The 23,259-nt window shown below is 69.2% G+C and carries 22 protein-coding genes, 4 pseudogenes and 2 riboswitches; of the genes and pseudogenes, 18 read left to right on the forward strand and 8 right to left on the reverse strand.

The window, feature by feature from the left end; all coding sequences use genetic code 11:
* Positions 1–65 precede the first annotated feature (65 nt).
* The 8 genes and pseudogenes from H0I39_RS03600 to H0I39_RS03635 all read left to right on the forward strand — a co-directional run bounded on the left by H0I39_RS03600 (position 66) and on the right by H0I39_RS03635 (position 9,562).
* Positions 66–1,037: a TRAP transporter substrate-binding protein gene (locus tag H0I39_RS03600; protein WP_180549592.1), complete on the forward strand. Its 972-nt coding sequence runs from the start codon at positions 66–68 to the stop codon at positions 1,035–1,037.
* Between the two features lie 136 nt (positions 1,038–1,173).
* Positions 1,174–2,145, forward strand: coding sequence for a TRAP transporter substrate-binding protein (locus H0I39_RS03605; protein ID WP_180549593.1), 972 nt, complete (start codon positions 1,174–1,176; stop codon positions 2,143–2,145).
* A gap of 90 nt (positions 2,146–2,235) precedes the next feature.
* On the forward strand, positions 2,236–2,730 hold the full coding sequence (locus tag H0I39_RS03610) for a TRAP transporter small permease (RefSeq protein WP_180549594.1): 495 nt from the start codon (positions 2,236–2,238) through the stop codon (positions 2,728–2,730).
* 77 nt (positions 2,731–2,807) lie between these two features.
* On the forward strand, positions 2,808–4,082 hold the full coding sequence (locus tag H0I39_RS03615) for a TRAP transporter large permease (RefSeq protein ID WP_180549595.1): 1,275 nt from the start codon (positions 2,808–2,810) through the stop codon (positions 4,080–4,082).
* Positions 4,083–4,200: 118 nt separating this feature from the next.
* A riboswitch (glycine riboswitch) is annotated at positions 4,201–4,278 on the forward strand.
* Positions 4,279–4,392, forward strand: a riboswitch (glycine riboswitch).
* Positions 4,393–4,524: 132 nt separating this feature from the next.
* On the forward strand, positions 4,525–5,661 hold the full coding sequence (gcvT, locus tag H0I39_RS03620) for a glycine cleavage system aminomethyltransferase GcvT (protein ID WP_257645967.1): 1,137 nt from the start codon (positions 4,525–4,527) through the stop codon (positions 5,659–5,661).
* A gap of 66 nt (positions 5,662–5,727) precedes the next feature.
* Positions 5,728–6,093: a glycine cleavage system protein GcvH gene (gcvH, locus tag H0I39_RS03625; RefSeq protein WP_180549597.1), complete on the forward strand. Its 366-nt coding sequence runs from the start codon at positions 5,728–5,730 to the stop codon at positions 6,091–6,093.
* Between the two features lie 78 nt (positions 6,094–6,171).
* A pseudogene (gene gcvP, locus H0I39_RS03630) lies at positions 6,172–9,074 on the forward strand (aminomethyl-transferring glycine dehydrogenase).
* Positions 9,071–9,562 (forward strand): GNAT family N-acetyltransferase, encoded by a 492-nt coding sequence (locus tag H0I39_RS03635; protein ID WP_308645757.1) that lies wholly within the window; start codon positions 9,071–9,073, stop codon positions 9,560–9,562. The pseudogene gcvP and the gene H0I39_RS03635 overlap by 4 nt, the downstream one beginning before the upstream one ends.
* 366 nt (positions 9,563–9,928) lie before the next feature.
* Here H0I39_RS03635 and H0I39_RS21495 read toward each other — a convergent pair whose 3' ends face one another.
* The 4 genes from H0I39_RS21495 to H0I39_RS03650 all read right to left on the reverse strand — a co-directional run bounded on the left by H0I39_RS21495 (position 9,929) and on the right by H0I39_RS03650 (position 12,132).
* On the reverse strand, positions 9,929–10,294 hold the full coding sequence (locus H0I39_RS21495) for a cytochrome P450 (protein WP_308645758.1): 366 nt from the start codon (positions 10,292–10,294) through the stop codon (positions 9,929–9,931).
* Positions 10,198–11,052 (reverse strand): cytochrome P450 family protein, encoded by an 855-nt coding sequence (locus H0I39_RS03640; RefSeq protein WP_257645595.1) that lies wholly within the window; start codon positions 11,050–11,052, stop codon positions 10,198–10,200. The genes H0I39_RS21495 and H0I39_RS03640 overlap by 97 nt, the downstream gene beginning before the upstream one ends.
* Positions 11,036–11,479, reverse strand: coding sequence for a group III truncated hemoglobin (locus tag H0I39_RS03645; RefSeq protein ID WP_180549598.1), 444 nt, complete (start codon positions 11,477–11,479; stop codon positions 11,036–11,038). The genes H0I39_RS03640 and H0I39_RS03645 overlap by 17 nt, the downstream gene beginning before the upstream one ends.
* Positions 11,480–11,580: 101 nt before the next feature.
* Entirely contained in the window at positions 11,581–12,132 is a 552-nt protein-coding gene (locus H0I39_RS03650) for a DUF2889 domain-containing protein (RefSeq protein ID WP_180549599.1), read from the reverse strand.
* 387 nt (positions 12,133–12,519) lie between these two features.
* Here H0I39_RS03650 and H0I39_RS03655 point away from each other — a divergent pair, with 387 nt between their 5' ends.
* From H0I39_RS03655 to H0I39_RS03665, 3 genes and pseudogenes are all read left to right on the forward strand, one after another.
* Positions 12,520–13,083, forward strand: a complete 564-nt coding sequence (locus H0I39_RS03655; RefSeq protein ID WP_180549600.1) for a DUF2062 domain-containing protein — start codon at positions 12,520–12,522, stop codon at positions 13,081–13,083.
* Positions 13,084–13,148: 65 nt separating this feature from the next.
* A pseudogene (locus H0I39_RS03660) lies at positions 13,149–14,197 on the forward strand (P1 family peptidase).
* Positions 14,194–15,593, forward strand: a pseudogene (locus tag H0I39_RS03665) (TAXI family TRAP transporter solute-binding subunit). The pseudogenes H0I39_RS03660 and H0I39_RS03665 overlap by 4 nt, the downstream one beginning before the upstream one ends.
* Positions 15,594–15,846: 253 nt before the next feature.
* Here the strand turns inward: H0I39_RS03665 and H0I39_RS03670 are convergent.
* A pseudogene (locus H0I39_RS03670) lies at positions 15,847–16,859 on the reverse strand (asparaginase).
* A gap of 112 nt (positions 16,860–16,971) precedes the next feature.
* Between H0I39_RS03670 and H0I39_RS03675 the strand changes: the two are divergent.
* The 3 genes from H0I39_RS03675 to H0I39_RS03685 all read left to right on the forward strand — a co-directional run bounded on the left by H0I39_RS03675 (position 16,972) and on the right by H0I39_RS03685 (position 19,524).
* Positions 16,972–17,307 carry a hypothetical protein gene (locus H0I39_RS03675; protein ID WP_180549601.1) on the forward strand — a complete coding sequence of 112 codons (336 nt, stop codon included), beginning with the start codon at positions 16,972–16,974 and terminating at the stop codon, positions 17,305–17,307.
* Between the two features lie 169 nt (positions 17,308–17,476).
* The gene (locus H0I39_RS03680) at positions 17,477–18,013 is read left to right on the forward strand and encodes a peroxiredoxin (RefSeq protein WP_180549602.1); all 537 of its coding nucleotides are present in this window, start codon (positions 17,477–17,479) and stop codon (positions 18,011–18,013) included.
* A gap of 131 nt (positions 18,014–18,144) precedes the next feature.
* Positions 18,145–19,524, forward strand: coding sequence for a DUF11 domain-containing protein (locus H0I39_RS03685; protein ID WP_180549603.1), 1,380 nt, complete (start codon positions 18,145–18,147; stop codon positions 19,522–19,524).
* 66 nt (positions 19,525–19,590) lie between these two features.
* Here the strand turns inward: H0I39_RS03685 and H0I39_RS03690 are convergent, their stop codons facing one another.
* A complete protein-coding gene (locus H0I39_RS03690; protein ID WP_257645596.1) occupies positions 19,591–19,944 on the reverse strand; it encodes a hypothetical protein in 354 nt (117 codons plus the stop codon).
* A 75-nt stretch (positions 19,945–20,019) separates the two neighbouring features.
* Here H0I39_RS03690 and H0I39_RS03695 point away from each other — a divergent pair, with 75 nt between their 5' ends.
* From H0I39_RS03695 to H0I39_RS03705, 3 genes are read left to right on the forward strand one after another with little or no spacing between them, the layout of a single operon-like run.
* Complete coding sequence (locus H0I39_RS03695) at positions 20,020–20,280, forward strand: hypothetical protein (protein ID WP_180549604.1); 261 nt, start codon at positions 20,020–20,022, stop codon at positions 20,278–20,280.
* Positions 20,277–20,771, forward strand: coding sequence for a tripartite tricarboxylate transporter substrate-binding protein (locus H0I39_RS03700; RefSeq protein WP_180549605.1), 495 nt, complete (start codon positions 20,277–20,279; stop codon positions 20,769–20,771). The genes H0I39_RS03695 and H0I39_RS03700 overlap by 4 nt, the downstream gene beginning before the upstream one ends.
* Positions 20,772–20,785: 14 nt before the next feature.
* Positions 20,786–21,046: a type 2 periplasmic-binding domain-containing protein gene (locus H0I39_RS03705; protein ID WP_180549606.1), complete on the forward strand. Its 261-nt coding sequence runs from the start codon at positions 20,786–20,788 to the stop codon at positions 21,044–21,046.
* An 88-nt stretch (positions 21,047–21,134) separates the two neighbouring features.
* On the opposite strand, the gene H0I39_RS03710 is transcribed toward H0I39_RS03705, so the two are convergent.
* Positions 21,135–21,656 carry a DUF421 domain-containing protein gene (locus tag H0I39_RS03710; protein ID WP_180549607.1) on the reverse strand — a complete coding sequence of 174 codons (522 nt, stop codon included), beginning with the start codon at positions 21,654–21,656 and terminating at the stop codon, positions 21,135–21,137.
* 194 nt (positions 21,657–21,850) lie between these two features.
* On the opposite strand from H0I39_RS03710, the gene H0I39_RS03715 reads away from it, so the two are divergent.
* Complete coding sequence (locus H0I39_RS03715) at positions 21,851–22,240, forward strand: hypothetical protein (protein WP_257645597.1); 390 nt, start codon at positions 21,851–21,853, stop codon at positions 22,238–22,240.
* On the opposite strand, the gene H0I39_RS03720 is transcribed toward H0I39_RS03715, so the two are convergent.
* Entirely contained in the window at positions 22,171–23,103 is a 933-nt protein-coding gene (locus H0I39_RS03720; RefSeq protein ID WP_180549608.1) for a hypothetical protein, read from the reverse strand. The genes H0I39_RS03715 and H0I39_RS03720 overlap by 70 nt on opposite strands.
* Positions 23,104–23,259: the final 156 nt, after the last annotated feature.

Genomic DNA, 23,259 nt, shown 5'->3' on the forward strand with positions numbered 1-23,259 from the left:
CGGCCGGGCCGGCACCCCACACGGCGCCAGGCCTGCGTATTCCAAGCAGTACGGAGACAAACCCCATGACAACCCGTTCCTGGCTCATCGGCGCCTTCTGCGCGCTGGGCCTTGCCGCCGCCGCGTCGGCGCAGACCACCATGAAGATCAACGTCTCGGCGGCGCAGAACAGCCACCACGGCGTCGGCATCGACGTGTTCGCCAAGGAGGTGGAGCAGCGCACCAACGGCCGCTACAAGTTCCAGACCTTCTACAACGGCGCGCTGGGCGGCGAGCGCGAATCGATCGAGGCGGTGCAGCTCGGCACGCAGGAGATGACCTTCTGCACCAGCGGCGCCATCCCTAACTTCGTGCCCGAGACCAAGATCGTCGACGTGCCCTTCCTATTCCGCGACAAGGCGCACGCCCGCGCCGTGTTCGACGGCCCCATCGGCGAGGAGCTGGCGAAGAAATTCGAGGCCAAGGGCTTCAAGGCCCTGGCCTGGGCCGACAACGGCGTGCGCCACATCACCAACAGCAAGCGCGACGTGAAGACGCCCGACGACCTGAAGGGCCTGAAGCTGCGCACCATGGAGAACCCGGTGCACATCGCGGCCTACAAGTCGCTCGGCATCATGCCCACGCCCATGCCCTGGCCCGAGGTGTTCACCGCGCTGCAGCAGGGCACGGTGGACGGGCAGGAGAACCCGCTGTCCGTCATCCTGTCGCAGAAACTGGACCAGGTGCAGAAGCACCTCACGCTCACCGGCCACGTGTATTCGCCCATGGTGTTCCTGATGAACAAGGGCCTGTACGACAAGCTCTCGGCCGCCGACAAGCAGGCTTTCCTCGACGCCGCCAAGGTGGCCGCCAAGGCCAACCGCGCCAAGGTCGACGAGGACGACGCCAAGGGCGTCGCCGAGCTGCGCGCGCGCGGCATGACCGTCATCGACAACATCGACCGCAACCAGTTCGCCGCCGCGCTGGCACCGGCCAATGCCCAGTTCGAGAAGGAATTCGGCAAGGCTGCGATGGACCGCATCCGCGCCGTCAAGTAGGCGACAGCAGCCACCTTTTCATGCGCGAAAACCCCGTGGCCCCCGCGCCAGGGGCGCGCACATAATGGCGGCCGCCGTGCGTGCCCCTGGCGCGCACCCGCAGTTCGCATTCGATACTGAATCAGGAGACCTTTTCATGAAGTTGCACCAACTCGCCCTCGGTTTCGGTCTGGCGTTCGGCCTGGTGGCCGGCGCCGCCGCGCAGACCACCATGCGCATCAGCATCTCGGTGGCGCAGAACTCGCACCAGGGCATCGCCATCGACACCTTCGCCAAGGAAGTGGAGAAGCGCACGCAAGGCCGCTACAAGGTCCAGACCTTCTACAACGGGGCGCTGGGTGGCGAGCGCGAATCCATCGAGGCGGTGCAGCTCGGCACGCAGGAGTTGGCCTTCAGCTCCAGCGGCCCGGTGCCCAACTTCGTGCCCGAGACCAAGATCCTCGACGTGCCCTTCCTGTTCCGCGACAAGGCGCACGCCCGCGCCGTGCTCGACGGCCCGATCGGCGACGAACTGCTGAAGAAGTTCGAGCCCAAGGGCTTCAAGGCCCTGGCCTGGGCCGAGAACGGCTTCCGCCACATGACCAACAGCAAGCGCTCGGTCAACTCGCCCGACGACCTGAAGGGCCTGAAGATGCGCACCATGGAGAACCCGGTGCACATCGCCGCCTACAAGGCCTTCGGCATCATCACCACGCCCATGGCCTTCCCCGAGGTGTTCACCGCGCTGCAGCAAGGCACGGTGGACGGACAGGAGAACCCGCTGCCGGTCATCATCTCGGCCAAGTTCGACCAGGTGCAGAAGCACCTGTCGCTCACGGGCCACGTGTACTCGCCCGCCATCTTCGTGATGAACAAGGGCGCGTTCGACAAGCTCTCGGCCGCCGACAAGCAGGCCTTCATCGACGCCGCCAAGGAAGGCACCAAGGCCAACCGCGCGCGCGTGGACGAGGACGACGCCAAGGGCGTGGCCGACCTGCGCAGCAAGGGCATGACGGTGGTCGACAACGTCGACAAGGCCAAGTTCCAGGCCGCGCTGACCGGCGTGAACGCCCAGTTCGAGAAGGAGTTCGGCAAGGCCAACCTGGACCGCATCCGCAACTTCAAGTGATGCGGGTTGTTCGATCGCTACATTCGATGTAGCACCCAGTGCCCGCCCGCCCTGCGCGGCGGGCATTTTTGTTTCAAGCGATGGTTTGCCATGAAGGCCTTGTTCCTCTCCTTTGAAAGCTGGACCACCCGCATCGCGATGGGGCTGGCCTGCCTGATGTTGGCCGTGGCCTCGGGCCTGGCGGTGTTCCAGGTCATCACCCGTTTCGTGCTGCAGCAGCCGGCGGAATGGACGGAAGTGCTGATCCGCTTCAGCCTGATCTGGATGGTGTTCCTCGGCATCCCCATGGCCTTCCGCCAGGGCGCCATGGTGAGCGTGGACGCGCTCTACCGGGCCGTGCCCACGCACCTCAAGCGCATCCTCGACGCCATCGTGGCGCTGGCCGCACTGACGCTGATGCTGATCATCCTGTGGTGGGGCTACGACTACGCGGTGCGCGGCAGCGTGCAGACCATGGCCGGGCTGGAATCGCTGTCGATGTTCTGGGCCTACATCGCCATGCCGGCGGGCGCGGTGTTCGCCATCATCGCCATCGTCGCCAACTACATCGACCCGCGCCGCATGGAACTGGAGACCGCGCAATGAGCACCGCCGGACCGCTCCAAGGTGCGAAGGCCCCTCGGGGGCAGCGCAGACGCGCAGCGTCAAGCGTGGGGGCACGCATGACCACCGCCATGCTCATTACCATGGTGCTGGGCTTCGCGCTCAGCGTCTCGGTCGCGGTGTCGATCGGGCTGGCGTCGATCGTCGGCATCCAGGTCAACAACGCGCACATGCTGATCTCCGCCAAGGAGATCTTCAACTCGATCAACAAGTTTCCGCTCGCCGCCGTGCCCTTCTTCATCCTGGCCGGCAACCTGATGGAGACCGGCGGCATCTCGCGCCGGCTGGTGGAGTTCGCCAAGAGCCTGGTCGGTGGCGTGCAGGGCGGCCTGCCGATGACCTGCGTGCTCACCTGCATGATTTTCGCCGCCGTGTCGGGCTCGTCGGTGGCCACCACCTTCGCCATCGGCGCCATCCTGATCCCGGCGCTGATCAAGCACGGCTATCCCACCAGCTACGCCGCCGCGCTGCAGGCCACCAGCGCCGAGCTGGGCGTGATCATCCCGCCGTCGATCCCGATGATCCTGTACGGCGTGTCGGCCGAGGTGTCGATCGGCGAGCTGTTCATCGCCGGCTTCGGCCCCGGCGTGCTGATCAGCGGCGCGCTGATGCTGTTCGTGTGGATCTACTGCAAGTGGAAGGGCTGGGGCAAGAACGACGGCGATGGCCGCCTGGGCATCTTCGCCGCCACCCGGCAGGCGTTCTGGGCACTGCTGATGCCGGTCATCATCCTCGGCGGCATCTACGGCGGCGTGTTCACGCCCACCGAGGCGTCGGCCGTGGCGGTGCTCTACGCGCTCATCGTCGGCATGCTGATCTACCGCGAGATCGGCGTGAAGGACTTGCTGCCCGTGCTGCGCCGGTCGGTCATGTCGTCGGCGGTGATCATGTTCATCATCGCCAACGCCGGCCTGTTCGCCTTCCTGATCACCCGCGCCGGCGTGCCCGAGGCCATCGGCCACTGGCTGGAGCAGGTGCTGCAAAGCCCCGCCATGTTCCTTCTGGGCATCAACGCCGCCCTGTTCATCATCGGCATGTTCATCGAGACCAGCGCCGCCATCATCGTGCTGGCGCCGATCCTGGCGCCGGTGGCCATGCACTTCGGCGTCGATCCGGTGCACTTCGGCCTGATCATGGTGGTGAACCTGGCGCTGGGCATGATCACGCCGCCCTTCGGCGTCAACCTGTTCGCGGCCTGCACGGTGGCGCGCATCTCGCTCGACAAGATCATCCGGCACCTGCTGCCCTTCGTGGGCGTGATCCTGCTGTGCCTGCTGGTGATCACCTACGTGCCGGCGCTCTCCCTCGGGCTGCGCGATCTCGTGTACAGATAGCCCCTGAGGCGCTGACGCGCCTTCCCCCAGGGGACAACGCTGGTGGCCGGGAGGCCCCGGCCACAGCATTCCCGCACGGCCTGCTCCGCGGCCATCTGATTCACGGGCCGTGGCAGAATCGCTGGTGTCAGGAGAGAGCGCCGTCACACGCGCCGCCGAAGGCCGAACGCTCAGGCAAAAGGACTGGCCAAAACGATTCTGCTGGAGAGAGGCCGCGGCACCAGGCACGCGGCCCACCGAAGGGGCAAGACCTGCGCGCGGCGCCCGCCGCGGCGGGTTGAATCTCTCAGGTAAAGGGGACAGCAGGGTTCCGCCGCCCGCCGCCGACCGGCGTTGGGCAATGCTTTTGAACAACGCATTCGAGGAGCCCTGCCATGTCGGCCCCTGGTACCGAACTTCTGAAAACCCCTTGCACGCCCTGCACGTCGACCTCGGCGCGCGCATGGTGCCCTTTGCCGGTTACAGCATGCCGGTGCAGTACCCCGCCGGCCTGATCGCCGAGCACCGGCACGTGCGCGAAGCCGCCGGCCTGTTCGACGTTTCGCACATGGGCCAGGTCAAGCTGGTCGGTGCCGATGCCGCCGCCGCGCTCGAATCCCTGATGCCCGTCGACGTGATGAGTCTGGGCGTGGACAAGCAGCGCTACGGCCTGCTGCTGACCGACCAGGGCACCATCATCGACGACCTGATGTTCGTCAACTTCGGCGACCCTGCCGCCCGCACCGGCGAGGCGCTGCCGCGCGCGGCGGGCGAGCGCGAGGGCCCGCAGCTGTTCCTGATCGTCAACGGCGCCTGCAAGGCCGGCGACATCGCGCACATGCAGGCCAGGATCGGCGAGCGCTGCCACGTGCTGCCCATGCCCGAGCGCGCCCTGCTCGCCCTGCAAGGCCCGAAGGCCGTGGATGCGCTGAAGCGCCTGGTGCCCGGCGTCGAGCAACTGGTGTTCATGACCGGCGGCGCCTTCGGCTGGAACGGCACCGACCTGTACGTCACCCGCAGCGGCTACACCGGCGAGGACGGCTTCGAGATCTCGATCCACGAGTCACAGGCCGAGGCCTTCGCACGCGCGCTGCTGGCGCAGCCTGAAGTGGCGCCCATCGGCCTGGGCGCACGCAACAGCCTGCGCCTGGAAGCCGGCCTGTGCCTGTACGGCAACGACATCGACACCACCACCACGCCCATCGAGGCGGGCCTGAACTGGGCCATCCAGAAGGTGCGCCGCACCGGCGGCGAGCGCGCGGGAGGCTTTCCGGGCGCCGACAAGGTTCTGCCCTTCATGCAGGACGCCGCCGGCAACCCGGCCGCGCAAAAGGTGGCCCGCAAGCGCGTGGCGCTGATGGGCAAGGAGCGCGTGCCGGTGCGCGAGCATGTCGAACTGCAGAACGCCGACGGCCAGAAGATCGGCGAAACCACCAGCGGCCTGCTCGGCCCCAGCATCGACCAACCCATCGCCATGGGCTACGTCAGCCCTGAATACGCCGCCGTCGGCACGCCCGTGTTCGCGCTGGTGCGCGGCAAGCAGATTCCCATGGAAGTGGCCGCCACGCCCTTCGTGCCCAACCGTTACCACCGCGGCTGATTTCAAGCCAAATCAGCCGCCAACGCCCACCCCATCTGCGCAACCCACTCTCTTTTTGGAGCAATCATGACCGTCAAGTACAGCGAAGACCACGAATGGATCAAGGTCGAGGGCGACATCGCCACCGTCGGCATCACGCAGCACGCGCAGGACGCGCTGGGCGACGTGGTGTTCGTCGAACTGCCTGAAGTGGGCAAGACCTACGCCCAGAAAGACACCGCCGGCGTGGTCGAGAGCGTGAAGGCCGCCGCCGATGTGTACATGCCCGTCAGCGGCGAGATCGTCGAGATCAACCAGGCGCTGGCCGACGAACCCAGCCTGGCCAACAGCGACCCCATGGGCGCCGGCTGGTTCTTCAAGGTCAAGCTGTCCGACGCCAGCCAGTTGGACGCGCTGATGGACGAGGCCGCCTACAAGGCTTTCGCCGCCTGATCCGCCGATAAAGCACTGCGTGAGGCGCATCGCGTGCAGCGGTGCGCCTTGCCCATGGTTTTGTCTGGAGCACCCGTCATGTCCCAAGCCCCTTCCCTTGCCAGCCTGGAAAACGCCAGCGAATTCGTCGCCCGCCACATCGGTATCACGCCGGACGAAGAGCAGAAGATGCTCGCCGTCATCGGCGAGAAGTCGCGCCAGTCGCTGATCGACTCCATCGTGCCGCGCAGCATCGCGCGCCAGAGCGCCATGACGCTGCCGCCGGCCTGCACCGAGGCCGATGCGCTGGCCGAACTGAAGGCCATGGCGTCGAAGAACCAGCACCAGATGAAGAGCTTCATCGGCCAGGGCTACTACCCCAACCACCTGCCGGGCGTGATCCTGCGCAACGTGCTGGAGAACCCCGGCTGGTACACCTCGTACACGCCCTACCAGGCCGAGATCAGCCAGGGCCGCATGGAGGCGCTGCTGAACTTCCAGACCATGGTGGCCGACCTGACGGGCATGGACATCGCCAACGCCTCGATGCTGGACGAAGCCACCGCCGCCGCCGAGGCCATGACGCTGGCCAAGCGATCGGTCAAGGCCAAGGGCGACGTGATCGTGGTGAGCGGCGACGCGCACCCGCAGACCATCGAGGTGATGCAGACCCGCGCCGCGCCGCTGGGCCTGACGGTGAAGCTGGCCAACTCGGCCGAAGAGTGGGACGCCGCGATTGCCGCCGACGACTACTTCGCCGCGCTGATCCAGTATCCGTGCAGCAGCGGCTGGCTGATGGACTGGAGCGGCGAGGCGGACAAGATCCACGCCAAGAACGCTGCCGTCATCATGGCCAGCGACCTGCTGGCGCTGACGCTGCTGAAGTCGCCCGGCGAGATGGGCGCTGACATCGTGGTCGGCAACTCGCAGCGCTTCGGCATGCCCATGGGCGCGGGCGGGCCGCACGCGGCGTTCATGGCCTGCAAGGACGCCTTCAAGCGCAGCCTGCCGGGCCGCCTGGTCGGCGTCAGCGTCGACGTGCACGGCAAACCGGCGTATCGCCTGGCGCTGCAGACGCGCGAGCAGCACATCCGCCGCGAGAAGGCCACCAGCAACATCTGCACCGCGCAGGCGCTGCCAGCCATCATCGCCAGCATGTACGGCGTGTACCACGGCCCGGCAGGGCTGAAGCGCATTGCCGAACGCGTGACGCGCCTCGTCAGCATCTTCACCGCCGGCATGCAGTCCATGGGCTTCACGGCCATGCACGCCGACTCCGGCTTCGACACCGTCAGCTTCAAGACCGACGGCGCTACCGATACGATAGCTGCCCGCGCCGTGCAGATGGGCGCCAACCTGCGCAAGGCCTGGGACGTGTACCTGTGCGTGTCACTTGACGAAACCAGCACGCGCGCCGATGTGGAGTTGCTGTGGTCCATCTTCGGTGACGGCAAGCAGCTGCCCGACTTCGCCGCGCTCGAAGGCTCCGCCCCCGCGCTCATCCCCGCCGCACTGCGCCGCACCAGCGCCTTCATGACGCACCCGGTGTTCAACACCCACCACAGCGAAACCGCCATGCTGCGCTACATCCGCCAGCTGTCCGACAAGGACCTGGCGCTCGACCGCAGCATGATCCCGCTGGGCAGCTGCACCATGAAGCTGAACGCCACCAGCGAGATGATTCCCATCACCTGGCCCGAGTTCGGCAACGTGCACCCGTTCGCGCCGGCCGACCAGCAGGCCGGCTATGCCGAACTCGACCAGCAGTTGCGCGCCTGGCTGAGCAGCATCACCGGCTATGCCGACGTGAGCCTGCAGCCCAACGCCGGCAGCCAGGGTGAATACGCCGGCCTGCTGGCCATCAAGGCCTGGCAGGAGGCGCGCGGCCAGGGCCAGCGCGACGTGTGCCTGATCCCCAGCAGCGCGCACGGCACCAACCCGGCCAGCGCCATGATGGCGGGCCTGAAGGTGGTCGTCACCAAGTGCGACGAGGCCGGCAACGTCGACCTCGATGACCTGAAGGCCAAGTGCGCGCAGCACGCCGACCAGCTGGCCTGCATCATGATCACCTACCCCAGCACGCACGGCGTGTTCGAGACGCAGGTGAAGGAAGTGTGCGAAGTCGTGCACCAGCACGGCGGCCGCGTGTACCTGGACGGCGCCAACATGAACGCCATGGTCGGCGTGGCCGCGCCGGGCGAGTTCGGCGGCGACGTGAGCCACCTGAACCTGCACAAGACCTTCTGCATCCCGCACGGCGGCGGCGGCCCCGGCGTCGGCCCCGTGTGCGTGGTGGAAGACCTGGTGCCCTACCTGCCCGGCCACGCCACGGCCGGCGACGTGCGCAAGATCGGCGCTGTCAGCGCGGCGCCCTATGGCAACGCCAGCGTGCTGCCCATCACCTGGATGTACATCCGCATGATGGGTGCCGCCGGCCTGACGCGCGCCACCGAGGTGGCCATTCTGTCGGCCAACTACATCAGCAAGCGCCTGAAGGATCATTACCCCACCCTGTACGCCAGCGCCAACGGCCACGTCGCGCACGAGTGCATCCTGGATTTGCGCGATTTGAAAGAGACCAGCGGCGTGATGGCCGAAGACGTCGCCAAGCGCCTGGCCGACTACGGCTTCCACGCGCCGACGCTGAGCTTCCCGTCGCCAACACGCTGATGGTGGAGCCCACTGAGAGCGAGCCGCTGGCCGAGATCGACCGCTTCATCGACGCCATGATCGCCATCCGGCAAGAAATCCGCCGCGTCGAGCAAGGCGAATGGCCGCAGGACGACAACCCGCTGAAGAACGCCCCGCACACCGCCGACAGCCTGCTGGCCGCCGACTGGCCGCACCCGTATGCGCGCGAAGTGGGCGCCGCGCTGGCCGGCCGCGTGCCCGGCAGCGTGAAGTACTGGCCGCCCGTGGGCCGCGTCGACAACGTGTACGGCGACCGCAACTTGTTCTGCAGCTGCGTGCCGCTGGACGCCTACGCCGACGCGGCGACGTGAGCTTGCCCGCCCCCGCCATCCGCCGCGTGGATTACACCGCCGCGGCGGATCGTGCCGCGCTCATCACCCTGCTCGACGCCTACGCACAAGACCCGATGGGCGGCGGCACGCCGCTGGCCGATGACGTCAAGGCGCGCCTGTGCGACGAGCTGGCGGCCCTGCCCTCGGCGGCCAGCTTCATCGCCTGGATCGGCGACGAGGCCGTGGGCCTGGTCAACACCTTCGAGGGTTATTCCACCTTCAAGGCGCGGCCGCTGCTGAACGTGCACGACATCGCCGTGCTGCCGGCGCAGCGCGGGCGCGGCGTCGGCCAGGCGCTGCTGGCCGCGTGCGAGGCGCATGCGCGCGAGCGCGGCTGCTGCAAGCTGACGCTGGAGGTGCTGTCGGGCAACCAGCGCGCCCTGCGCAGCTACCAGCGCTTCGGCTTCGCGCCTTACGTGCTCGACCCGGCCGAAGGCCACGCGCTGCTGATGCAGAAATGGCTCTGAAACGCGCTGCAAGGCGCCAAATCAGGCGATAACGGTTTGACGCGGTAGTGCAGTCTCATATTAAGAGCTGCTTGCGCCCGGCGGATGGGCGCCAAAGGCGATTTTCATTGTTGAAATAATTTCCAAGGTCCCCCTGGTTTTTCAACGTGCGCTGCGCTGCGGCCTGTCGATCCTCACGGCGCGCCGTCGCGCGGCAGGCCCGCACTCATTCCAATTCCAGATCAAAACTGCAATAGCTCGTCATTCCGGCGCAAAGCCTGCCCCGTACCGCGATACGGGGCCGGAATCCAGACGGCGTGTGCGGAGAGCCATGGATCCCGGCCATCGCCGGGATGACGGTGATCGACGCATTGAATTGAAATGGAATCACACCAGCCGCACCAGCAGCGCCGCGTAGCCGGCGTCGGGGTGCACGGCGCGCACCGGCGGGCGGCTTTCGGCCAGCGTGATGGCGGACGTGCGCGCCAGCAGCTCCTCCATCAGCACGCGCAACTCCAGCCGCGCCAGCGGCGCACCGGGGCAGACGTGGATGCCGGCGCCGTACAGCAGGTTCGGCGACGGATCGCGGTCGATGCGGAAGCTGTCGGGCTCGTCGAAGGCGCGCGGGTCGCGGTTGGCGGCGATCCAGTGGATCGTCAGGCGGTCGCCGGGCTCGAACTGGCGGCCGCCCAATGCCACGGCCCGGCGTACGATGCGGCGGTTGGCCGCCAGCGGCCCGTCGATGCGCAGCACCTCGTCGATGGCCGGCGGCAGCAGCGCGGCTGCGCGCGCAGGCGCTGCTGCCAGTCGGGCGACGTGGCCAGCCAGTGCACCAGGATGCCGATCGACGCCGCGATGGTGCCGACCTCGCCCACCGTCCAGTTGCGCAGCACGCTGGCCAGCTCGCGCAGGTCCAGCGGGCGCCCGTCCACCTGCAGGTGCATCAGCTCGGCGCTGATGTCCTGGTCGGGCGCCGATTCGCGGCGCGCGGCGCGCATGCGGTCGACCAGGCGCTCGAACTCCTGCGCCACGGCGGCCGTGCTGGCGCGGTCGCCCGAGCGCGTGGCTTCGCGGCTGCGGCGCAGCCAGTCGAGCAGTTCGTCCTGGATCAGCGGCGGCCAGCCCAGGAAGGCCGACTGCACGCGCACGGCGAACGGCAGCGCGAATTCGCGCACCACGTCCAGCTCGCGCAACTGCAGCGCCTGCTGCAGCATAGCGCCCACGATGTCGCGGCAGACCGGCTCGAAGCGCTGCATGCGCGGCGGCGCGAAGAACGGATCGAGCGCGCGCCGGTAGGCGGTGTGCTGCGGCGGGTCGTAGCCGTTGGGCACCGCCGGGTGCGCAGACACGGCGTTGCCGAAAGTCTCGTGCTCGTGCAGCACGCGCAGCACCTCGGCGTGGCGCAGCACCGACCCTTGCCGGGCCTCGCTCCAGGCCACGGGGCACCGTTCGCGCAGGGCGTCGTATTCGATGCGCGGGTCGGCTGCGCTGGCCTCAGGCGGCGCAGGCATCGGCACCCTCCGTCTCGATCCAGTGCTGCAGCGCGCCGGGCGGCGGCAGGCGGCCGAACCAGCCCAGGTGCATCACGCGCGCCACGCCGGTGGCGATGTCCTGCAGCTCCGCCGCGGGCGCCGGCGCGAAGACGGCTTGCGTGTGCACTTGCCACAGTTGCAGCCAGCGCTTGAGGTGGTGCGGCGCGATGCGCGGCAGCGCCATGTGCTTGCCGTACACGTTGCCGCGAAAGCTGCGCGAGACCTTGGTGGCCGTGCACCAGAAGTCGACCATGCGTTCGAGGTGCGGCGCCCAGCGGTCGTGCAACTCGGCCTCGAACACGGGGCCGAGTTCGGCGTCGGCGCGGATCGCGTCGTAGAAGCGGTGCACGAGTTGCGCGATGTGCTCGCGGTCGAACGACAGGCACGATGAGGCGGCGGCAGGCATGGCTTCACCATAGTCCTGTTGCCGCCGGCCGGCCAATGCGCCGCGCTTCCCCATGCGGGCAGTGCTGGCAATGGGCGGTCGGCGTGCCGGCGCCGGCGGCGTCAGCCCTCGCGGCGCGCGTCGCGCAGGTAGAACTTCGGATAGTGCTTTTCCACCACCGGGCCGTCGAAGTCCCAGGTCAGGCACTTGCCCAGGTGCGGCGGTGGGTGCTCGGGGTCGACGGGCGTGACGTCCTGCACCATGGTCTGGAAGGCGGCGGTGGCCATGTTGAACAGCAGCTCGCGCAGGTGCGCGCAACCCTGGATGCCGCCCAGGTGCTGCTCGATGGCGCGCCGCCAGCCGCGCGCCAGGCGGCTGCCCACCATGCGCTGCATCGGCGCCATCGCCTGGGGGCAGGGCCCGTGGGGAAAGTGGTCCATGGCGACTTCGATGGCGTGCACCACGGTGTCGCTGTCCACCGTCAGGCGGATCGCCATGCCGTGGATCGGCTGGCCGGCGGCCCAGCGGCCTTCGCCGGGGATCTCGAACGGCGCGGTCTTGGTGTCGCGCAGCTCGGCCTCGATGTCCCACAGGCCGTCGTCGCGACGGTAGCCGCGAAAGACGACGTGGCGGTCATGCAGGTGCGAGCGGGCAACGGGCGGGGAAAGCGGCACGGGAAGGTCCTGTCACGTGAAAACCATGAAAAGACGGGATTGTTGCGGGTTCTGGGCGCGCTCGCTGCGGTTCGCAGAAACCCGGCGGCGCTGTCTTGCCCCTTCCCCGCTGGGGGCCGGGATGGGGCCGGCGGCGCTGACCCGGGAAGCGCTGCTGCCCGCCGTGCCCCGCCCCTCTCCCGCTGGCGGCAGAGGGCTGGGGTGAGGGCCGCGCCGACTCGCGCCCCGCCCTGGCCATCGACAAGCATCTGCCCCAGCACCAGACCCAAGCGCCTCGCCCCTGACTGCCGCAGCCACCCCCAAACCAATGCCAGAATCCCGCTTTCCCAACGATCCTCCGACGGCGGCGCGGAACCATCCGCCCCACCAGCGACTCATGGAATCACCATGACACTCAGCGCCAGGCTGCAGCGCCTGATCCCCACCCGCGAGCAGCTGCAGGCTGGCCGCTTCACCCGCTGGCTGGCGCCCTGGCTGGGCCAGCGGCGGCTGTGGCGGCTGTCGCGCCATGGCGTGGCGCTGGGCATGGCCATCGGCATCTTCTTCGGGCTGCTGATCCCGATCGCGCAGATTCCCGCCTCGGCCGCCGTCGCCATCGTGCTGCGCGCCAACCTGCCGGCGGCCATGGGCAGCACGCTGGTGACCAACCCGCTCACCTTCGGGCCGATCTACTACCTGGCCTACCAGGCCGGCAGCCGCATCGTCGGCAAGCCGGTGCCCAACGCCGAGGCCGAGATCGCCCGCATCACCGAGGAGCTGGAGGCCGAAGAGCGCGTCACCGGCGAGCCGCCGTCGCCCTGGCAGCGCCTGCAGGCGCTGGGCAAGCCGCTCATCGTGGGGCTGGCAGTGTTCGCCGTCATCGGCGGGCTGCTGACCTACGCGCTGGTGTCGGGCGGCTGGTGGCTGTGGGCGCGCTGGCGCCGCCGCCGGCGCCGACTGCAGCCGTCGTGACGGCCGGGGCGCGCGGCTAACATCGGGCGCATCGCCCTCGGATCGCCCCTGCACCGCCCATGCCCATGCCTTCTGCCCCACCTGCCCTGTTCCCCGGCGCCATCACCCAGGTGCGCGGCCTGGAGGTCGGCCAGTTCACCGACCCGCGCCGCCCCACCGGCTGCAGCGTGGTCATCGCGCGCACCGGCGCCGTGGGCGGGGTGGACGTGCGCGGCGCCGCGCCCGGCACGCGCGAGACCGATCTGCTCGACCCCGCCAACCTGGTGGGCGTGGTGCACGCCGTGCTGCTCACCGGCGGCAGCGCCTGGGGCTGGATGCCGCCGGCGGCGTGATGCGCTGGCTGGAGGAAGAAGGCGTGGGCCTCTACGTGGGCAGCGCGCCGGGCCAGGTGGTGCCCATCGTGCCGGCGGCGGTGCTGTTCGACCTGCACCTGGGCGATGCCCGCATCCGCCCCGATGCCGCCGCCGGCTACGCCGCCTGCCAGGCCGCCGGCGACGAGATCGCCCAAGGCAACGCCGGCGCCGGCGCCGGCGCCACCGTGGGCAAGCTGTTCGGCATGCCGTATGCCATGAAGGGCGGCATCGGCACCGCATCGGTCACCGTGGACGGCGTGACCGTGGGCGCGCTGATCGCCGTCAACGCGCTGGGCGACGTGGTCGACCCCGCCACCGGCCAGCCCATCGCCGGCGCGCGCACCGAAGACGGCCAGCAACTGCGCGGCAGCGTGGTCGCCGCGCTGGCGGGCGACAAGCCGCTGGCCCTGCTGGCTGGCGCCAACACCACCATCGGCGTCGTCGCCACCGATGCGCCTTTGACCAAGGCGCAGTGCCAGCGCCTGGCCGGCGCCGGGCACGACGGGCTGGCGCGCGCGATCCGCCCCGTGCACACCATGAGCGACGGCGACACGCTGTTCGCGCTGTCCACCGGCATGGCCGGCGCGCTCGACTTCAACGTGCTGTGCACCATGGCCGGCGAGGCCGTGGCGCGTGCCTGCGTGAACGCGGTGCAGTCCGCGCAGGGCATGACCACCGACACGCTGGCGTTGCCAGCCGCTTCCGATCTGATAGCTGCCAGCGCCCGCCCCGCCGGCGCCAGAGCCCGGAAATCGCCATGATCGGCCCGGTACGCCGCACCCTCAAGCTGATCGTGCTGTCGATCCGCGACATGCTGGTCTCGGCCGGCCCGGTGGCGCTGATCGCCGCCGGCGTGCTGGTGGCCGCCTACTGGTGGCTCGACCCGCAACCGCCCAAGACCGTGACGCTGGCCACCGGCCCCGCCGGCAGCGCCTATGCCGAGTTCGGCCAGCGCTACGCGGCAGCGCTGGCCAGGAGCGGCATCACGGTGCAGCAGTCGCCCACCGAAGGCTCGCTGGCCAACCTGCAGGCGCTGCGCGCGGGCACCGCCGGCTCCGCCTTCGTGCGCGGTGGCAGCGCCGATCCGCAGGCCGATGGCGATGCCGGCATCACCTCGCTCGGCGCGCTGTTCTACGAGCCGATCTGGGTGTTCTACCGTACCGATACGATGGCGGCGCCTGCGCCAACCGCTACCGAAACCGCAGCAACCCGCCCGCCCGCCGCCGCCGCCTCAGAGCCCGCGCCGCCCCGCCGCTGACCACGCTGCCGCAGCTTCGCGGCCTGCGCGTCAACATCGACCAGCCCGGCAGCGGCGTGCCCGACATGCTGCAGCGCCTGCTGCAGGCCAACGGCCTGCGCAGCGACACGCTGGTGCTGAGCCAGCTCGCGCCCGAAGCCGCCGCCGAAGCGCTGCAGGGCGGCCTGCTCGACGCCATGGTGCTGGTCACCGCGCCCGAATCCCCGGTGGTGCGCCAGTTGCTGCACGCCCCCGATATCGCGCTGATGGACGTGGCGCAGGCCGACGCGTATGTGCGGCGCTTTCCGTTTTGCAATCCATCACGCTGCCGCGCGGCGTGGTCGACCTGGCGGCCGACATTCCGCCGCACGACATCGGCCTGCTGGCCACCACCACCTCGCTGCTGACGCGCGAGGACACGCACCGCGCTGCGCCAGTTGTTCGCGCAGGCGGCGCAGGGGCTGCACAGCGACGCGGGCTGGTTCAACCGGGCGCGCGACTTTCCGAACACGCGCACCAGCGAGCTGCCCGTGAGCCCCGAGGGCGACCGCGCCATCAACGGCACGCCGCCGTTCTGGCAGCGCTACCTGCCGTTCTGGGCCAGCAACCTGCTGGAGCGCATGTGGCTGGTCATCGGCGGCCTGATCGTGCTGCTGCTGCCGCTGTCGCGCGTGGTGCCGCCGCTGTACACCTACCGCGTGCGCCAGCGCGTGTTCCGCTGGTATGCGCGGCTGCGCAGCATCGAGGCCAAGGTGGAGGAAGGCCGGGGCGAGCGCGACGAGTTGCTGAACGAGCTGGACGAACTCGACCGCGTGGCCAACCAGACCACCGTGCCGCTGGCGCACGCCGAAGAGCTGTACGCGCTGCGCAACAACATCGACGCCGTGCGCAAGCGGCTGCTGGCCCAGCGGGCGGCGTGAGGCGCTTCGATAACGATAGCTGGCGGCGCTGATTATTCAAGCGCCGGCGCTCGGAACCCGCACGAACCTGTGGGAGCGGGCTTGCCCGCGATGCAGCGCCTCATCACCACGCAAGCCCCATCGCGGGCAAGCCCGTTCCTACAAAAACCGTAGCTGCTTGCGCCCGTTGCGCCTTGATTTCAGATATTTTTCGCTTGAAACCCTTGCTGGATAAGCGCAACCCACTAACGAAACCATAGTTTCGATCACCCCGTCAATAACGGTCGAACACGCCCTGCATCTCCCGCACATCGGGCGAGCGCGTCAGTGCCAGCGCCGCCAGCAGCCGCGCGCGCGGCGGGTTCTGGTCGTCGGCGGCGATGCTGCCGCAGGCGTCGTCGTCGAAATTCGCGTTGCGGATCACCGGCCCCGCGCCCACGCGTGAGCAGCGCACCACCGGCACGCCGCGCGCGCAGCTCGGCAAACACGGGCTTCAGGTATTCGGGCACCGTGCCGCCGCCGAAGCCCGCGTGCACGATGGCGCGCGCGCCGGCCGCCACCCAGGCGTCGAACAGCTCGCGCCGCATGTGGCCGTGCCCCATGACGACGCCGACCAGCGGCAATGCGTCGATGGCAGTGATGTCGAACGCGCTCGCCGTCGTGTGCGGCCGCGTCACCGCCCGGTACCAGCGCGGCGCACCCTGCACCACCGCGCCCAGCGCGCCGTGCGGCGAGGCGAAGGCATCTAGCCGCTGGCTGTGCACCTTGGCCACGTCGCGCGCTGTGGATCTCCTCGTTCATCACCACCAGCACGCCGCGCCCGGCCGACGAGGCGTGCGCCGCCACCGCCACCGCGTGCAGCAGGTTGGCCGGCCCGTCGGCCGCGGGCGCCGTGCCCGGGCGCATGGCGCCCGTCAGCACGATGGGCTTGGCGCTCTTCACCACCAGGTGCAGGAAGTAGGCGCTCTCCTCCATCGTGTCGGTGCCGTGCGTGACGACCACGCCGTCCACGTCATCGCGCGCGCACAGCGCGGCCACGTGGCGCGCCAGCGCCAGCAGCTTGTCGTCGGTGAAGTCGGCCGAGTCGATCTGGAACAGCTGCTCGGCCTGCAGCGCGGCCAGCCGCTGCAGGCCCGGCACGGCGGCCAGCAGCTCGTCGGCCGACACCACGGCCGAGCGGTACGCGGCCGACGCCGCATCGCCCGGCGCCGTGCCGGCACCGGCGATGGTGCCGCCGGTGGCCACCACGGCGATGCGGGGCAGCGAAGCGGTTGGCGTGCGGTTCATGCGCGCGATTGTGCGCCAGCGGCGACACACGTCACGTTGCGGCGCTGTCCGGCATGGCGGCGCGGGCACGAATCGTTACACTGGCGCCAATCCGTCTTTGAGGGAACCCGCCATGAACTTCAAGCCCGTCCTCGTCGCCGCTGCCCTGCTGCTGGGCAGCACCGCCCACGCCGCGCTGAGCGCCCACAACACCGACGACGTGCTGCCCAACTCGCCCTGGAAGGAGCAGGGCCAGCCGGACGCGGGCAAGTTCAACCCCGCCAGCGGCCACGAAGAACTGGCCCCGGCCGTCGTGGTCGTGCCCGTGGCCCCCGCCGCCATGACCTATTACCCGCCCGCCATCGTCATCACCGAGCGCCCGCGCAAGCCCTACGCGCTGGTGGCCGCCCCCACCCTGCCCTGCGCGCCGGCCTACTGCCCGCGCCGTGTGCGGGTGGATCGCAACTGATGCGCTGACACCCCGAATTTTTCGATCAAAAGCAGGCTGGAGCCACCCGCAGCAGGCGCCTCCAGCTTTTTTGCAGCATCCGTGCAGCGCCGTCAGCGCGCCATCCGCATGGCCGCAAGGGCGGTGCTACCCTGCGGCCCTGTCACCACCTGCATGAAAGGCTCTCCGCATGGCCCGCCTGATCGCCTCCTGCACCCTCACCTTCGCCGCGCTGCTGGCGCCCGCCGCGCAGGCGGCGCTGAAACCCGGCGACGCCGCGCCCGCCTTCAAGACCCAGGCCGCGGTCGCCGGCAAGGCGTTCGACTTCGACCTGACCGCCGCGCTGAAAAAGGGCCCGGTGGTGCTGTACTTCTTCCCCAAGGCCTTCACCCGCGGCTGCACCATCGAGGCCAACGCCTTCGCCGAGGCCACGCCCCGGTTCGCCGCGCTGGGCGCCACCGTGGTCGGCATGTCGCACGACGACATCGACACGCTGAAGAAGTTCTCGGTCGAGGAATGCCGCGACCAGTTCGCCGTCGCCTCCGACCCGAAGGCGCAGACCATCAAGGCCTACGACGCCAGCTCGCTGCTGCCCGGCGTGGCCTCGCGCATCTCCTACGTCATCGGGCAGGACGGCAGGATCGCCTTCACCCACGAGGGCAGCAACCCGCTGCAGCATGTCGAGCAGACGCTGAACGCGGTGCAGAAGCTGACGGGCAAGCGTTGAATGTTGTCCTGTTCAAATAACGCGCCAACGCTTGTGCATCAAGCGCAGAATGCTACTATTTAAATAGCTTGTTTCGGGTTGATTAAATTCAGGGAGTCCCATCGCCCCAACGCCTTGCCGCAGGCTCACCCATGCCAGACAGCCGCACGATGACCATGCCCCGCGATCCATTCCATGCCCTCACCGCCCGGTGCCGCCACATTGCGGCACGCTTCATGGCGCAGTCGCTGTGCAGTCTGTGCCTGGTCGCGGCTGCACAGGCTGCCCCGGTGACAGCCGCCTACGGCACCTTCAGCGGCTTCTGGGATTCGACGACGGGCGTCGTGCCAGACAACCGCAACCAGTTGCTCGGTTTCAGCGTCGGCGGCGTCACCTACTCCACGGGCGTGGACGATGCCGCGCTGCTGGCGCACAACGTCACCGGCTTCAGTGCGCAGCGCTACATTGCCTTCAGCCCCGATGCGCTGCCTGCCACCCAGACCGGCAGCTATATCGGCATCATGCGCAACTGGGACGGCACGACGCAGGGTGTCACCGGCGTCATCCCCGGTTCGACCGACCCGCTGGCCACCTACCTGACCGACGGTGCGCAAGGGCTGGAGCTGGGCACTGCCGTGTTCAACCTCAGCGCTGGAGAACTGCACTTCCCGCTGCAATTGCGACCCGACGCGCTCGCCAGCGGCGCGCCGATCATCCTGGCGACGCAGATGGGCGACCCCGGCAGCTCCGACAGCTTCCACTTCGTCGACGCAGACGACGCCATCGTCGGTCAGGCCGTGCCCGTGAACTTCTCGACAGCATCCTTGCTGGGCCGGCAAAACTGGTCGTTCTACAACGCCACGGGAAGCCGCACCTATGCAACCAGCGTATCCCGCTCGCCCGGGCGCGATGTGCGCATGCAGGCCTTCACCCTTGCGGACTTCGGCATCAACGCCGCCAACATCGGCCAGGTGGCCGGCTTTGTGCAACAGCTGAGCGGGCAGTCCGACAGCGCCTTCGTCGCCTACAACAGCCTGCTGCTCGCCGCCAACCCCACCGACCTGGCGGTGAGCGTGACCGCGCCCGCCACGGCCGCAGTGGGCGATCCGGTCAACCTCAATGTCACGCTCGCCAACCAGGGCACCGATGATGCCAGCGGCATCGTCGTGACGGTGGCGCTGCCGCCCGGCTTCACGTTCGACAGCAGCACGGCGCCCGCAGGCACCAGCTACGACGCAACCACCGGCACGTGGACCGTGCCGTCCCTGCCCGCCGGCGGCAGCCGGACGCTGACCCTGGTGGCCACGGCCGGAACCCAAAGCGGCCCCTTCGGCGCCCAGGTGACAAGGCTCGACCAGGTCGACACGGACCCGACCAACGACAGCGCGAACAGCCCAGTGGTTGTGGCTGCGGCGCCTGCGCCGGGTGGCGGCACCGTGGCCGCCGTCCCCACACTGGATCACCCAGGTCTGTGGGGCCTGATGCTGCTCGTCGTGGCCGCTGCGGCACGCGGGCTGCGCAGACGCGCCTGAGCGCCACAGGCAGGGGTCAGTTCGGCAGGGCACGCCAGGTTTCGATGCAGTGCGCCGCCAGCGCCGTCACCCAGTCGGGCTGGCCGGGCACGAAGGCGAGCCCGAAGCGCGGGCTGACCAGAAAGCCCGCCCGCTCGAACGCCGCACCATCGTGCGCGGGCACAAAGCGGCCAGCCCGGCGAACGGCACGTCCACCACGTCGCCATCCAGCAGCAGATAGAGCACGGCCGCACGGCGCGTGACTTCTTCCAGGCGGCCGCTGCCATCCTGAAAGCGGAACACCACGTCGCCATAGTCCAGCTCCGTCAGGCCAATGCCATTGCCGCGCTCCCGCAGCGGCGCACCGTGACGGCGCTGCAGGTCGGCACGGCGCACGGTGAACGGCAGGCCATCGACCTCGGCGTAGGGTTTCAGCTTCATGCTCTGTAACCAGTCGTCACAAAATTGGCTTATTATGAGTGTGAATTTTTTCACACTGATTCATCGTTCGCGCCCATGACTGCACCTCGCCCCTTTTCATCTTGCCTGCGCCGCCGCGCCGCCCGCTGGATCGCGGTGGGTGTCAGCGGCGTGGCCTGGGCCCTGGCCGCCGTGCCTGCGGCAGCGCAGCCGGGCGCCGCGCCCATCACCATCGTGGTGCCCTACGCACAGAACGGCCCCACCGACCGCACGCTGCGCGCGATGGTGGCGCCGCTCAGCCAGGCGCTGGGCGGCACGCCGATCACGGTGAAAAACGTGGCCAGCCCCGGGGCGTGAATGGCCTGGCCGAGGTGGCCGCTGCCAAGCCCGATGGCCGCACGCTGCTGTTCACCAACACCAACGTGGCGCTGCTGCCCGCGCTGGGCGAGAAGCTGCCCTTCGACCCCAAGGACGCCTTCAGCCACCTGGGCCTGGTGCTGGAGTCGCCCATGGTGGTGCTGGGCCGCCCGTCGCTGGAGGCCACGACCTCCAAGGAACTGGCCGACTGGCTGATGCGCTCCGACGGACAGCAGATCCGACTGGCCGACGCGGGCGCGGGTTCGGCCTCGTACCTGTGCGGGATGTTCCTGCAGAGCCTGGCGCGCAAGGCCTTCGCCCGCACCGACTTTCCGGGCAGTGCGCCGGCCATGACGGCGCTGAAGGAGAACAAGGTCGACATCCTGTGCGACCAGACCCCGTCGGTGCGCGCACCGCTGGCCGCCAAGGAGGTGCGCGGCTATGCGTTGACCACCGGCATGCCCATGAGCAGCCCCCGTTTGCCGGCCTGACCACGCTGCGCCGCATGTTCTCGCGCGAACTCGAATTGAGCATCTGGCACGGCTTCTACGCGCCAAAGGGCCTGGCGCCGGACGTGCAGGCGCGGCTGAACACCGCCATCCGCCAGGCTGCCGCCGACCCGGCCTTCGTGGCCGACCAGCAGGCGCAGGGCGTGGTGATGGTGCGCGGCAGCCGCCTGACGCCTGAGGGACACAAGGCCTACATCGAGGAAACAATTCCGCTGTGGCAGCTCATCGTGTCGGTCAGCAAGGCCGGCGCGCGCTGAACGGCAGCCGCCGCCTCTTTACAAGCCAAATCAGGCTCCAGCGCCCGCCCATCAAGCGCTGCAAGCTATCAATAAAGTAGCACTTTGATCACGTGCCGCTGCCCGCCTGCGGGCCGGGTGGCGGCGTGTTGCCCTGCCACGAATCGCGGTTGCGCAGCACCACGGTGATCTGGCCATTGGTCTCGATGGTGGCGCGCTCCACCTCGTGCGTGTGCAGGCAGCCGGCGGCGCGCAGCGCGGCCTGCACGTCGTCGGCCGTCAGGCGCTCGGTGCGCATCAGTTGCTCGTCCAGCGTGCCGGTGCGAATCAGCACCTGTGGCTTGCCGTCGATCAGCCTCGCCAAGCGCGGGTAGCGCCAGGTCAGCTGCGCCGTCAGCGCGTGGCAGCCGATCAGCGTCAGCGCCGAAATCAGGCCGCCCAACAGCGAGTTGTCGCCCGCGTTCATCGAGTTCTGCACCGCGTTGGACAGGATCAGCAGCAGGATCAGGTCGAACGGGTCGTACTGGCCAATCTGGCGCCGCCCCGTCAGGCGAAGGAAGAACAGCAGAAACAGATACACCACGACACCGCGCAGCACGAATTCCCACCACGGGACGGAAAGCTCGAACATGGCCCTTGCTCCATAAGTTGCTGCGGGCATTGTGACCAACGCACACCACTGCGCAGGCGGCACTGGCGGCGAGGCGTCCGACAGCCGGCGTCGGCAGCGGCCGACAGGGCCCGGGCGCACCCACGCGGAAGATGGGCACACAGCCACCGCCGTGCTGTCCTGCAGTGCCGGCACGGCCATTCAGGAGTCATCTCATGCGCACCGCCACACTGAAACTCGCCCCTGCCCTCGTCATCGCCACGGCCTTTCTGGCCGCCTGCGGCCAGAAGGACGCCGCCACGCCGCAGACCCCCGCACCGGCCGGCGAGGCCATGGTCAAGGCCATCGATGCCGAAGCCGCTGCCAAGCAGGCTGCCGCCGCCACCGCGTCGGCCGCCAGTGCAGCGGCTGAAGCCACCCAGGCGCCACGGCCGCTTCTGAAGCGGCGCAGGCCACGGCCGATGCGGCGCAGGCACCGTCAACCACCGCCAGCCAGTGATTTCTTAGGGACGGCGCGGCACCCGCGCCACGCTGATCAGTCCCGCTGGGACATGGCGGCCGCATCCGGCGCCACGGCCGCAGGCAGCGGCACCGCCTCGGCGTAGTCCTGCGCTTCGTACTGTCCATCCAGCCACAGTGCCACCGGCCAGCGGTGGCGGCGCAGCCGCTGCTGGAAACCGCGCAGGTCCGCGCGGTGCTGGTGGATGGTGGTCTGCAGCGTCAATGCTTCGTCCATGAAGCTCAGGTTGCGCGCCTCGAAGCGCGTGGGTGCATACGCTTCGGCGCCGACGATCAAGGTCTGCCGCGGGTGCGCCAGCAGCGGCACAAACAGCTCGCGCACCACGCTCGGCAGCGCCGTGTGGCAACCCAGCGCGTACAGCGTAAACGGTGCCGCCGCCTGGCGCTGGATGCGTGCAAACAGGGTCTGCCATTGTTCGCGCGTGACCGACGCCAGCTCACCACGGAAGTAGCCGCCTTCATGGTGGCCCGACACCACCAGCCGGTCGAACTGCGGCACCTGCGCCAGCACGGCCTCGAGCTCGCGCTGCAGATCCTCGAAGCCGTAGTGCCCGGTCGCCGCCTCGCGCTCCAGCTCGGTGCGGCGCAGGTCGTCCCACACGGTGTCGCAACCGCTGGGTCGCTTGCCGGGTTCGGGCGCGGCGCAGTCCTGCGCCAGCAGGCTGAGGCGTTCGTTCTCGACCGCCGCCCGCATCACCGCCGCACGCGCCTCGGGCGTGATGCGTTCAAAGCTCGGCACCACGTACAGCTCGGTGTTGTTGGCGCGCGCACCGGCGCCACCCACCAGGCCGTTCTGCCGCGCCAGCCGCTCGTACACCATGCCGCGCTGACCCGCCGGGCGCTGCGCCGGGTCAACGTGCCATTGCATCACCGCGATTTCGCTGCCGGCGTTATTGAGATCGAGGAACAGCGTCTGGGCCCACGCTGCCGAGGTGGCCAGACACGCCACCGCACCACCCACCAGCGCAGCACGCGCCCTGGCCCACAGCCTGCCGCGGACCTGCCTGCCCTGAACGCCCCCTGAGCGCACAACCAACGCATACGCCGTTCTTCCTGAGAAAACCGCCCCTTGACCGGGGATCTGCCCTGTGCCCCCGCTCAAACT

Origin of the sequence: Ottowia beijingensis, assembly GCF_013423955.1 — a bacterium.
Taxonomy (GTDB): domain Bacteria; phylum Pseudomonadota; class Gammaproteobacteria; order Burkholderiales; family Burkholderiaceae_C; genus Ottowia; species Ottowia beijingensis.